Source organism: Providencia sp. TYF-12 (assembly GCF_041344805.1).
In the GTDB taxonomy this organism is placed as follows: Bacteria; Pseudomonadota; Gammaproteobacteria; order Enterobacterales; family Enterobacteriaceae; genus Providencia; species Providencia huashanensis.
In genome coordinates this window covers 3,927,214-3,938,988 of the sequence record NZ_CP166833.1, presented here as the reverse complement: position 1 = coordinate 3,938,988, position 11,775 = coordinate 3,927,214, and the positions used below count along the sequence as shown (strand labels likewise).

Annotated in this window: 14 protein-coding genes; 7 read left to right on the top strand and 7 right to left on the bottom strand. The window is 40.9% G+C overall.

From position 1 onward, the window contains the following. Positions 1-9: 9 nt before the first annotated feature. Genes lptB through kdsD form a run of 5 tightly spaced genes read right to left on the bottom strand, consistent with a single transcriptional unit; the run spans position 10 to position 3,441 of the window. Positions 10-735: an LPS export ABC transporter ATP-binding protein gene (gene lptB, locus ABE954_RS18420; protein ID WP_042846227.1), complete on the bottom strand. Its 726-nt coding sequence runs from the start codon at positions 733-735 to the stop codon at positions 10-12. A gap of 5 nt (positions 736-740) precedes the next feature. Beyond that, positions 741-1,304 carry a lipopolysaccharide ABC transporter substrate-binding protein LptA gene (lptA, locus tag ABE954_RS18415; RefSeq protein ID WP_042846225.1) on the bottom strand — a complete coding sequence of 188 codons (564 nt, stop codon included), beginning with the start codon at positions 1,302-1,304 and terminating at the stop codon, positions 741-743. A 1-nt stretch (position 1,305) separates the two neighbouring features. After that, the gene (lptC, locus tag ABE954_RS18410) at positions 1,306-1,881 is read right to left on the bottom strand and encodes an LPS export ABC transporter periplasmic protein LptC (RefSeq protein ID WP_042846223.1); all 576 of its coding nucleotides are present in this window, start codon (positions 1,879-1,881) and stop codon (positions 1,306-1,308) included. Positions 1,882-1,897: 16 nt separating this feature from the next. Further along, entirely contained in the window at positions 1,898-2,458 is a 561-nt protein-coding gene (gene kdsC, locus ABE954_RS18405) for a 3-deoxy-manno-octulosonate-8-phosphatase KdsC (protein WP_042846222.1), read from the bottom strand. 14 nt (positions 2,459-2,472) lie between these two features. Beyond that, positions 2,473-3,441: an arabinose-5-phosphate isomerase KdsD gene (gene kdsD / locus ABE954_RS18400; protein ID WP_042846220.1), complete on the bottom strand. Its 969-nt coding sequence runs from the start codon at positions 3,439-3,441 to the stop codon at positions 2,473-2,475. Between the two features lie 477 nt (positions 3,442-3,918). Here kdsD and mlaF point away from each other — a divergent pair, with 477 nt between their 5' ends. From mlaF to murA, 7 genes are all read left to right on the top strand, one after another. Then, positions 3,919-4,722: a phospholipid ABC transporter ATP-binding protein MlaF gene (mlaF, locus tag ABE954_RS18395; RefSeq protein WP_042846218.1), complete on the top strand. Its 804-nt coding sequence runs from the start codon at positions 3,919-3,921 to the stop codon at positions 4,720-4,722. 6 nt (positions 4,723-4,728) lie between these two features. Continuing rightward, positions 4,729-5,511, top strand: coding sequence for a lipid asymmetry maintenance ABC transporter permease subunit MlaE (gene mlaE, locus ABE954_RS18390; protein WP_042846216.1), 783 nt, complete (start codon positions 4,729-4,731; stop codon positions 5,509-5,511). A gap of 3 nt (positions 5,512-5,514) precedes the next feature. Then, positions 5,515-6,012: an outer membrane lipid asymmetry maintenance protein MlaD gene (gene mlaD / locus ABE954_RS18385; RefSeq protein WP_042846214.1), complete on the top strand. Its 498-nt coding sequence runs from the start codon at positions 5,515-5,517 to the stop codon at positions 6,010-6,012. Between the two features lie 35 nt (positions 6,013-6,047). Then, complete coding sequence (mlaC, locus tag ABE954_RS18380) at positions 6,048-6,677, top strand: phospholipid-binding protein MlaC (RefSeq protein WP_042846213.1); 630 nt, start codon at positions 6,048-6,050, stop codon at positions 6,675-6,677. A 1-nt stretch (position 6,678) separates the two neighbouring features. Next, positions 6,679-6,969: a lipid asymmetry maintenance protein MlaB gene (gene mlaB / locus ABE954_RS18375; protein ID WP_042846211.1), complete on the top strand. Its 291-nt coding sequence runs from the start codon at positions 6,679-6,681 to the stop codon at positions 6,967-6,969. Positions 6,970-7,187: 218 nt separating this feature from the next. Next, the gene (ibaG, locus tag ABE954_RS18370; protein ID WP_042846210.1) at positions 7,188-7,442 is read left to right on the top strand and encodes a BolA family iron metabolism protein IbaG; all 255 of its coding nucleotides are present in this window, start codon (positions 7,188-7,190) and stop codon (positions 7,440-7,442) included. A gap of 52 nt (positions 7,443-7,494) precedes the next feature. Next, complete coding sequence (murA, locus tag ABE954_RS18365; RefSeq protein ID WP_371025651.1) at positions 7,495-8,757, top strand: UDP-N-acetylglucosamine 1-carboxyvinyltransferase; 1,263 nt, start codon at positions 7,495-7,497, stop codon at positions 8,755-8,757. A 108-nt stretch (positions 8,758-8,865) separates the two neighbouring features. Here the strand turns inward: murA and degS are convergent, their stop codons facing one another. After that, entirely contained in the window at positions 8,866-9,930 is a 1,065-nt protein-coding gene (gene degS / locus ABE954_RS18360) for an outer membrane-stress sensor serine endopeptidase DegS (RefSeq protein ID WP_042846208.1), read from the bottom strand. 116 nt (positions 9,931-10,046) lie between these two features. Further along, entirely contained in the window at positions 10,047-11,441 is a 1,395-nt protein-coding gene (locus ABE954_RS18355) for a Do family serine endopeptidase (RefSeq protein WP_042846207.1), read from the bottom strand. Between the last annotated feature and the right edge of the window lie 334 nt (positions 11,442-11,775).

Here is an 11,775-nt window from a genome sequence, read left to right as displayed (position 1 = left end):
ACACGTAATTTATAACCGGAAACCTTCACCTAAGTATACCCGTTTCACTTGTTCATTTTCTAAGATCATGGTTGGCGTACCATGAGCAATTAGGTGCCCTTGGCTCACAATGTAAGCTCTTTCGCAGACATCTAATGTTTCGCGTACGTTATGGTCTGTAATTAGAACGCCAAGGCCATAATCCCTTAAGTGCTGAATAATCTTTTTGATATCGAGCACTGAAATTGGGTCAACCCCAGCGAAGGGCTCATCTAATAAAATAAATTTGGGGTTCGCTGCCAGTGCACGCGCTATTTCTACACGACGGCGCTCACCTCCTGATAGAGACTGCCCTAGGCTGTCACGAAGATGGGTGATACTGAATTCTTCCATCAGTTCTTCAGCTCGCTGTTTACGTTGCTGTGAATTCAAATCTTCGCGGATCTCTAATACAGCCATCAGGTTATCATAAACGCTTAGGCGACGGAAAATAGAGGCTTCCTGAGGAAGGTAGCCAATACCGCGACGCGCACGTTCATGTAGCGGTAGGAGGCTGATGTCTTCGCCATCAATCAAAATTTTGCCTGCATCCCGCTGAACAATGCCGACCACCATATAAAAGGTTGTTGTTTTACCAGCACCATTTGGCCCTAGTAAGCCAACAATTTCGCCTGATTTAACTTCAAGGCTTACATCTTCAACAACCTTGCGTTTTTTATAGGCTTTTGCCAGATTTTCCGCGGTTAGTGTCGCCATAACGATTATTTACTCTTACTCGTAGTTGCTGATGAATTTTTCGCCGCTGGGCCTTTTTCTTGCAATTGTGCTGGGAGTAACACGGTTGTTACGCGTTTGCCCTTATCACTAAATGCTTCCATTTGTTGCGTCGGCACCAAATAGGTGATTTTATCACCTTGGATATTGCTATCTAACTGCTCGAGGTATGCATTACCCGTTAGTGTAACGAGCTGCTTATCAACCTCATAGCGTGCCTTACTTGCATGCCCTTTAATTGGTTTACCATCATCTTGTAATTGATAAAACGTGACTGGGCTACCAAACGCTTCAACAATTATTTTATCAGAGTCACTGCTTGGACGAGTCACAACCACTTTATTGGCTCGAATATCAATTGAGCCTTGTTTAATGATCACGTCATCTGTAAAGGTGGTGACGTTTTTTTCTAAATCAAGAGATTGTTTGACCGAATTAATCGTCATTGGCTGCTGTGTATCGCTTTTCAGTGCTACCGCAGGTAGGCTAAGAGCTAACATTGCACTGGCAACAGCCCCTTGAATAAAACGCTTCTTAGTTACTTGATTCATTTTAATGCTCTTCTGGTTGTAACACATAATGAGTTTTTACATCTTCGATTAATTCTGCCGTTCTTGTACGAAGGTTCCCCTTCATTTTCAAGCCCGTTGAATTTAGACCATGTCCAATAATGGTCACTTTATCGTCAGATGAAACGTCTTGTGTTGTCAAATTGACAACTGCACTTTCAGTTGTAATTCGTTGGATCTGTGACTCTTTAGTTAAGCTATCGACCTGAACATCACTATATAGATAGAGAATTCTATCGTTTGTTAATCTAGCTTTGAAGGCTTTGACCGTCCATGTAGGCTGACCTGCCTCGTTATAAGTGGTTAAAACAGGTTTTGAAAACCAAGTGATTTTCCCTTCAGTGTAGTTATCTATTTTATCTGATACGAGCTTATAAGCTAAATTTCCCGCTGGATTATAGACAAAAGTCACCGAATCATCAGTTTGATAATTAGGTTGCCCATCATTAATTACTTTATCCTCTGGGTTAATAGCATCATTACCGGCTAAGTTCCAGCCAATAAGCCCTAATGCAATCAAGGATAAAATAATGATTAACCACTTCTTCGCATTGCTCATGAATTTAATCTATTCGTTATATTGATAAACCTTTCGCTTCTTCCAATTTACCTTGAGAAAGAAGAATAAGGTCACAAAGTTCGCGGACTGCACCTTTGCCACCACCAAGTCGGGTGATGTAATCAGCTTTTGGCAGTAACAACGGATGTGCATCCGCTACGGCGACAGATAAGCCTACTTTTGCCATAACTGGCCAGTCGATCAGATCGTCCCCAATATAAGCTATTTGTTCATCTGATAGTTGTAGTGTATCTAACAGTTGCTGATACGCCAAAAGCTTATCGCTTTGCCCTTGGTAAAGATATGTAATGCCTAGTGTTTGTGCTCTATCTTCAAGGAGTTTGGCTTTTCTACCTGTGATAATGGCAACTTCAATATTTGATGTTAATAGGCAGCGGATACCATAGCCATCACGAACATTAAAAGCTTTAAGCTCTTCGCCATTATTTCCCATATAAATCAAACCATCAGACATTACACCATCCACATCGCAGATCAGTAATTTCACTTTTGCTGCTTTTGTGAGTATGGCGTTGGCAACAGGGCCATAGCAGGTTTCTATATTTCCCGAACTCATTGTATTTCCTTATGTTATACAACACCCGCTTGAAGCAAATCATGCATATGTAGCACACCCACTAATTGATTACCATCGGCAACTAATAAAGATGTAACATGTTTAGATTGCATTAAATTAAGGGCTTCAACAGCCAACAGATTTGGAGAAACGCGGATACCTCCAGGGGTCATCAAGTCGGCAATTTTAGCATTATTTAAGTCAATACCCATATCAAATATACGGCGTAAATCCCCATCAGTGAAAATGCCTTCAATATTCATGTTGTCATCACAAATAACGGTCATTCCAAGTTTTTTGCGTGTAATTTCGACTAAAGCCTCACGCAAAGACGCGCTTTTAGGAATATGGGGGATATCATCACCCGTATTCATTAAATCACGAACTAAGAGTAAAAGTTTGCGCCCTAGTGCGCCGCCTGGGTGAGAAAGTGCAAAGTCATTAGCTGTAAAACCTCGAGCGGTTAACAAGGCTATCGCGAGTGCATCACCCATGACCAGTGTTGCAGTCGTACTCGTGGTTGGTGCAAGTCCTAGAGGGCACGCTTCTTGTGGCACTTTTATACACAAATGGACATCAGCATATTTCCCCATATTACTATCAGGGTTGTTGGTCATACAGATTAAGGGAACCTTAATTCTTTTTAAAACAGGAAGTAAAGCTAAAATCTCCCCTGATTCACCGGAGTTGGAAATAGCTAACACGACATCTTTATGGGTAATCATCCCGAGGTCACCATGGCTGGCCTCTCCGGGGTGAACAAAAAACGAAGGTGTCCCTGTACTTGCGAGTGTAGCGGCAATTTTACGGCCAATATGCCCCGATTTTCCCATCCCCATAACGACGACTTTCCCTTCACAGCCAAAAATAAGCTGGCAAGCGCGGTCAAAGTCTGTATTGATGTATTGCTCAAGGTTTTTTATACCTTCGTGTTCGATATGGAGAACTTCTTTACCTACTTTCTGAAAATCGAAGTTTGACATTTCTAGTTCCATGCGTAGCTTTTAAGTTAATCGGATAAGCGGAATTAAATTGTATAACGAATACTTAGTATCAGTAAGTATTTTGTCTGTTAAGCTATCTTTAAGGATAGTTTTGCGTCTAATTGTTATTTCATTGCGAGACGATGTTTAATTGGTATGTAAAGTGAGATCCCATAGCATCTTGGACCAAAAAAACATGGGTAAATTCGCGTATTCTTAAGTACAATAAATTACGGAATTCTAAGAGCTGTCTGCTGTTTTTACTGATAATTTTTACTGATTATAAGTAAATACTATTGTTTATAGCCTGTTTCATTTATATAAATATACAGTTGTAACACTAAAAGTCACATTTTCGACGCTATAATACTATAAATTCTATTTGGTTGTGATATTTGACGATTTTCAGTTTATCTTTCGGTAACATCTGAACGGATAAAAAATATTCAAGCACGATGTATAACGAGTTATTTAACAATGCAAGCACAGACAGACAACTTAATTGAAGTTCGGAACATGTCCTTTACTCGAGGAAGTCGGAAAATATTTGAAAATATTAACCTAACAGTTCCTCGTGGGAAAATTACGGCGATTATGGGGCCATCAGGGATCGGTAAAACCACACTGCTGCGCTTGATTGGTGGTCAATTAAGACCAAATGAAGGTGAAATTTGGTTTGATGGTGACAACATTCCTAGTTTGTCACGTTCAAAGCTGTACCAATCACGTAAAAAAATGAGCATGTTATTCCAGTCAGGTGCTTTATTTACGGATATGGACGTATTTAATAACGTCGCTTTTCCACTGCGTGAACATACTAATTTATCGGAATCTTTGATTCATACTACGGTAATGATGAAATTAGAAGCCGTCGGGTTACGTGGCGCAGCAAAGCTAATGCCGTCTGAGTTATCTGGTGGTATGGCGCGACGTGCGGCTTTAGCTCGGGCAATTGCTCTTGATCCTGATTTAATTATGTTTGATGAACCTTTTGTGGGGCAAGACCCGATAACAATGGGGGTTTTAGTCAAACTGATCGATGAGCTTAATCAAGCACTTGGGGTAACATGTGTCGTTGTATCCCATGATGTTCCAGAAGTGTTGAGCATCGCTGATAAAGCATATATTGTTGCGCAGCAGCATGTTATTGCACATGGCTCAGGGGATGAATTACGTGAAAATCGAGATCCCCGTGTGCGGCAATTCCTTGATGGTATTGCCGATGGTCCGGTACCATTCCGTTTTCCCGCCAATGATTATCTGGCTGATTTATTAGGGTAAAATAAGATGATAATAAAGGCGATCGCAGCCTTCGGACGCCGATGGATTGATATTTTTTCTGCGTTTGGTCGAGCTGGTTATATGCTGTTTCGCGCTTTACTTGGCAAACCAGAGTTTCGTAAACAGTGGCCATTATTGATGAAACAATTGTATGCCATTGGCGTACAGTCTTTACTGATAGTTGCTGTTTCAGGTTTGTTTATTGGAATGGTTCTTGGGTTACAAGGTTACCTTGTCCTGACAACATTTAGTGCAGAGGCAAGCTTAGGGATGATGGTGGCGCTTTCCCTATTACGTGAACTTGGTCCTGTTGTGACAGCTCTATTATTTGCTGGGCGGGCAGGGTCAGCATTAACGGCCGAAATTGGTCTAATGAAAGCAACTGAACAAATCTCTAGCCTTGAAATGATGGCAGTTGACCCTTTAAGGCGAGTCATTGCTCCGCGTTTTTGGGCTGGTTTTATTAGTATGCCATTGTTATCACTGATTTTTGTTGCTGTCGGTATCTTAGGCGGCGCATTGGTTGGTGTTGATTGGAAGGGTATCGATGAAGGTTTTTTCTGGGCGTCAATGCAATCCTCAATTGATTGGCGGCTAGATTTGGTTAACTGTGTGATTAAAAGCTTAGTTTTTGCTTTAACAGTAACTTGGATAGCGCTATTTAATGGCTATGATGCAATCCCCACTTCTGAAGGGATAAGTCAAGCAACAACACGAACCGTTGTGCATGCATCATTGTCTGTTTTAGGACTGGATTTCGTACTTACCGCACTGATGTTTGGGAACTAAGTCATGCAAAGTAAAAAAAGTGAAATATGGGTGGGTTGTTTTATGTTGCTGGCGATAGCCGCAATCATTTTTTTGTGTTTAAAAGTTGCTGATTTGAAGTCGATTGGGAGCCAATCTACCTACCAAATCTCTGCCTCTTTTGAAAACATTGGAGGTTTAAAAGAAGGCTCACCAATTAAAGTCGGTGGGGTGGTTATTGGTCGAGTTGCCAGTATCACTTTAGACAAAAAAAACTATATTCCCGAAGTTAAAATTGATTTATTGAGCGAGTACGACAATATTCCTGACTCTAGCTCACTTTCAATTCGTACTTCTGGGTTACTAGGGGAGCAATATATCGCAATGAATATTGGCCCAGATGATGAAGAGTTAGGTATTGCAATATTGAAAAATGGCGGGCGTCTAGAAGACACTAAGCCTGCCATGGTGCTAGAGGATCTCATCGGACAGTTCTTGTATAAGAGTGGTGATAGTCAAGGTACAGAGCCTGCGACAGAGTAATTTGAAGCTCTCTTTGAATAGTAAAGGAATTAATTATGTTTAAACGTTTAATGATGGTTGCCATGCTTGTTATTGCTCCATTTGCTATGGCGGTAGACCAAACCAACCCTTATAAATTAATGGATGAAGCGGCAGCGAAAACTTTTAATCGATTAAAAGCAGAACAGCCGAAAATTAAGCAAGATCCTGAGTATTTAAGAACGATTGTTCGTGAAGAGCTTTTGCCTTATGTTCAAATTAAATATGCGGGCGCTTTAGTGTTAGGCACCTACTATAAAGGTGCAACCCCAGCGCAGCGTGAAGCTTACTTCAAAGCATTCGAAGCTTATCTAGAACAGGTTTATGGCCAGGCATTAGCGATGTATCATGGGCAAACTTATCAGATTGCACCAGAGCAACCTATCGGGGATAAAAACATTGTTGCTATCCGTGTAACAATCGTTGACACCAATGGTCGCCCACCTGTACGTCTAGATTTCCAATGGCGTAAAAATAGTAAAACAGGTTACTGGCAAGCGTACGACATGATTGCAGAAGGCGTGAGCATGATCACCACCAAACAAAATGAATGGGGTGATATTTTACGTAAGCAAGGCGTTGATGGCCTAACAAAACAGTTAGAAGCTAGCGCAAAAGCCCCGATTACTTTAGAAGAGAAAAAGTAATATGAGCCACCCGTTAGCATGGGAACAAACAGAAATGACATTGCATCTAACGGGGACGTTAGACCGCGATTCTTTAATGGTGTTTTGGGATAAAAAGACGGTATTACTAGAAAGCATAGGTAATATCAATGTATCCGGTTTAACACATGTTGACTCTGCAGGTCTTGCGATGCTAGTTCGTTTAAAAGGCGAGTTCCAAGCTAAGAACCGCTCGCTGAGTATTACTGGTATTAGTGAGAACTTGAAAACATTGATTGAACTATATGGGGTTCAAACGGTGATTGCGAGTTAGGTTAAATGTCCTAAACTAAGTCAAGTTATGTAAAAATAAGCGCCTCTATGTGCTTTTCAGCTCGAGAGGCGTTTTCTTTGGTTTAAGTGTTAAGCTTAATCCTTTAGGATAGGGTCTTGCCTTGACTGCTCCGATTACGATGTTTTGATATAGGCAACGAAACATGGTGAGTTAGGGTAATATTATAAATCACAAATAATTAATAAAATTGAGTCATTATGGATACCAACGAAATTAAGCAAGTATTGATGGATAAGCTGTCTCTGGATGAGGCTATTGTTACTGGTGATGGCAGCCACTTTCAGGTTATTGCCGTCGGTGACATGTTTGACGGCATGAGCCGTGTTAAGCAACAGCAAGCAATTTATGCGCCTTTGATGGAGTATATTGCGGATAACCGCATTCATGCTTTATCAATTAAAGCGTACACCCCTGCGCAATGGGAGCGCGATCGTAAACTTAGTGGTCTTTGATTTCAAAGCCTAAGCGAACAGCCTGTAAAATTCGACATACGAGAACACTTGAATGGATAAGTTTTTAGTTAAAGGGCCAACCCGGTTAGAGGGTGAGGTGACTATATCTGGCGCAAAAAATGCGGCATTACCAATCTTGTTCGCTGCTTTATTGGCTGAAGAGCCAGTAGAAATTCAGAATGTCCCTCATTTAAGGGACATTGATACCACCATTAAATTACTGAATCAGCTTGGTACGAAAGTTAAGCGTAATGGTTCTGTGTATGTCGATGCCAGCACTGTGACAACTTATTGTGCACCTTATGATTTGGTTAAAACGATGCGTGCTTCTATTTGGGCATTGTCACCATTAGTCGCGCGTTTTGGTCATGGTGAAGTTTCTTTACCAGGTGGTTGTGCTATCGGTGCGCGCCCTGTTGATTTACATATCTCTGGTTTAGAACAATTAGGCGCAAATATTGTTCTAGAAGATGGTTATGTAAAAGCAACAGTAGACGGCCGTTTGAAAGGCGCATGCATTGTGATGGACAAAGTCAGTGTGGGTGCGACTGTTTCTATTATGACAGCAGCAACGTTGGCTGAAGGTACGACAACGATTGAAAATGCGGCTCGTGAGCCAGAAATTGAAGATACTGCTAATTTTCTTAATACCCTTGGTGCCAAAATTACAGGTGCAGGTACTGACCGTATTGTGATTGAGGGGGTTAAGCGCTTAGGTGGCGGTGTCTACCAAGTTCTACCTGATCGTATCGAAACAGGGACATTTTTAATCGCCGCCGCAGTTTCTCGTGGGAAAGTGATTTGTCGTAATGCACGCCCAGATACACTTGATGCTGTATTAGCTAAATTACGTGAAGCTGGTGCGAAAATCGAATTAGGGGATGACTGGATTAGCTTAGATATGGAAGGTAAACGCCCGAAAGCAGTTACTTTACGTACAGCACCACACCCAGGTTTCCCAACGGATATGCAGGCACAATTTAGTTTGCTCAACCTTGTTGCTGATGGTGCAGGGATGATCACCGAAACGATTTTTGAAAACCGTTTCATGCATATTCCAGAGTTGATCCGAATGGGCGCTCATGCTGAAATTGAAAGTAATACTGTGTTGTGTCATGGCGTTGAAAAACTGACCAGCGCCCAAGTGATGGCAACAGATTTACGCGCTTCAGCAAGTTTAGTTATTGCGGGTTGTATAGCCGAGGGGACTACGACGGTTGACCGTATCTACCATATTGACCGCGGCTATGAGCACATTGAAGATAAATTACGTGGTTTAGGTGCCGATATTCAGCGAGTACATTCTGACGATTAGTCATATTGTTAGCACAGGTCGGTAGTAAACCTATTGACTTAGTTAAACCCAAAAAAAGGTTGTTCTTCGAATGGAACAACCTTTTTTATTACAAAGAGAATGAATAAATTAACCCGCTTGGCCTTCAGGGATTTCCTCAATAATAACATCAATATTTTTGACTTCGCCATCCCGTAATATTTGTACTGCGGCTTTACTTCCGGGGCGAATTTCAGCCACTAAATCCATGGTTTCTGCCGCAGAAATGGCAGGCTTACCATCAACGGATAAAACAATATCACCTTGCAAAATCCCCGCTTTGGCGGCAGGCCCATTCGGAGCCACTTGGAAAACACGTAAACCTTGTATTTGATTGATATTATTATTGTTTGACCTAATTTGTGGTAGTTCGCGGGCGGTGATCCCAATGTAACCACGGATCACCCGACCATCACGGATTAGTTTATCCATGATTTTAGTCGCTAGTGCCGTTGGAATAGCAAAACTTAGCCCTTCAGAGCTAATACCTTGGCCTGCGGTAAATGAAAGCGTGTTAATACCAACTAATTCCCCTTCAGTATTGATTAATGCACCACCTGAGTTACCTGAATTAATTGAAGCATCAGTTTGTAGGAAGTTTTGTCGGCGTGTTGAGCTTAGCCCTACACGGCCAGTTGCGCTAATAATACCTTGGGTGACGGTTTGACCAATATTATAGGGGTTACCAATAGCAAGAACGACGTCACCAACATGGGTAACACGCTTGGTGTTAATGGGGATTACAGGCAGGTTGTCTGCGTCTATCTTAAGCACAGCGAGGTCAGTTAATGAATCCGAACCGACTAACAAAGCATCAAAGATAGCGCCATCTTGTAAGGCTACAAGGATTTGGTCTGGGTTATCAACAACATGTTTATTCGTAATGATATAGCCATTTGGGCTCATGATTACGCCAGAACCGAGAGATTTTAGTTCACGACCAGATTGGGAAAAACTGCCCTTGGAACTACTATACACATACACTACAGCTGGAGCCGCACGGCGCACAGCTTTATTATAACTGACGGGTTCGCTATTTGTTTTACCATACAGTAAGTCAGCTAAGCCTTGAGGACGCAACGAAGGAACCGCAACGATAATAATCAATGCAGTTAACAGGCCAAGCATGACGGATAAAGTTAGCTTCTTAACCATAAAATATCGAACATTCAGTTATTTTTTCAACGTACCCTTGAGCATAACATAAAAAAACAGGCACAGCAGAGTGATACTGTACCTGTTTTATTGATTTTAAGATGGAGTTTAATAAATTAATTTTTCATTAATAGATACAAGGTTTCCCCATCACGCAATACTTTCATTGCCAGCACTGGTGGCTTACCGTCAATAATTTTACGGAATTGGTCAATGGTCTCCACACGTGAGTCATTGACACCAAAGATTAAGTCACCTTTCATTAGGCCAATTGCAGCCGCAGGTGATTTTGGAGCCACGCTATCTACTTGGACACCTTTGGTATTACTGATAATTGCATTAGAAATAGTTGCACCTAATAAGGATTCACTTAGTTTTTCTGCTTTAGTTGCCGTACCTTCATCGTTCTCTAATACCACTTTGACATCAATTGGTTTACCAGAGCGGATTAAGCCAATGGTAATTTCTTTACCTATTTGGCTAGTACCAATTTTAGCTCTCAATTCAGCGAAACTGTTAATACGTTTACCATCAACTGAGACTAAGACGTCACCAGATTTAATACCCGCTTTAGCAGCAGATGATTTAGGAATAACTTCACTTACAAAGGCACCGCGTTGTGCATCAATGTTAAATGCTTTTGCGATATCGGAGTTCATCTCCGTACCTTTAATTCCTAAAATACCGCGTTTAACTTCCCCATGTTTAATCAGTTGTTCACTTAGGTTTTTAGCCATATTACTTGGGATAGCAAAACCGATACCGATATTACCGCCACCAGGGGCTAATATTGCAGTATTAATACCGATTAGCTCACCATTTAGGTTAACTAATGCACCACCTGAGTTACCACGGTTAATTGAGGCATCTGTTTGGATAAAGTTTTCCAAACCTTCAAGATTTAATCCACTACGACCTAATGCTGAGATAATCCCTGAAGTTGCCGTTTGGCCTAACCCAAATGGGTTACCAACTGCGACAGCAAAATCACCAACACGTAGTTTATCTGAATCTGCAATGCTAACAGCCGTTAAGTTTTTAATATCTTTGTTATTCGTGATTTTCAGTAATGCGATATCTGTTTGTGGGTCTTTACCAATCAATTTTACCGCGATTTCACGGCCATCATTTAATTGGATTTGAATTTTGTCCGCACCATCAATTACATGGTTATTAGTTAAAATATACCCTTGTTCTGCATCAATAATTACACCGGAACCAAGCCCTTCAAATGGGCGTACGCTTTGTTGTTGTGATGGAACATTTGGGCCAAAAAAGAATTTTAGCTCTTCAGGGATTTGTTGATTTTGTACACGAGTCCCTGATACATGAATATTGACCACTGCGGGTAATACTTTTTCAAGCATTGGGGCTAGGCTTGGTAAATTTTGACTTTGTGCTGTTACGGGTAATGAAGCGGGTAATGCTGCACTGCTAACGGCAGGAATAGCGGCTAATGATAACCCTAGGCTCATTGCTACAGCGGTAAGAAAAAAGTTTTTTCTTTTCATAATTTAGTCGATTCTCTCAAAAATAATTATCAATTCACTGTGGATACATTTTTGGGAGTAACACAATGAGTTGAGATATTGGTTGGTATCAGATTCAATTTTACTGAAGACTATGACTATAGATTATGCGCAAAAGTTCCCTTTACGGGTAGCGAATATCCATTCTTTTACATCTATTTACATGCAACTTAAGTGAAACTTTAACTTCTATACAGTTGCTAAATAAATCATTAAGTTACATTTAGATGGAAATTTTGTTCAGATTTATTAAATGAGTATTTAAAAGCAGAAGATACAGGTGGAATAATAAAATTCAGTGAATGTTATAAGAAAT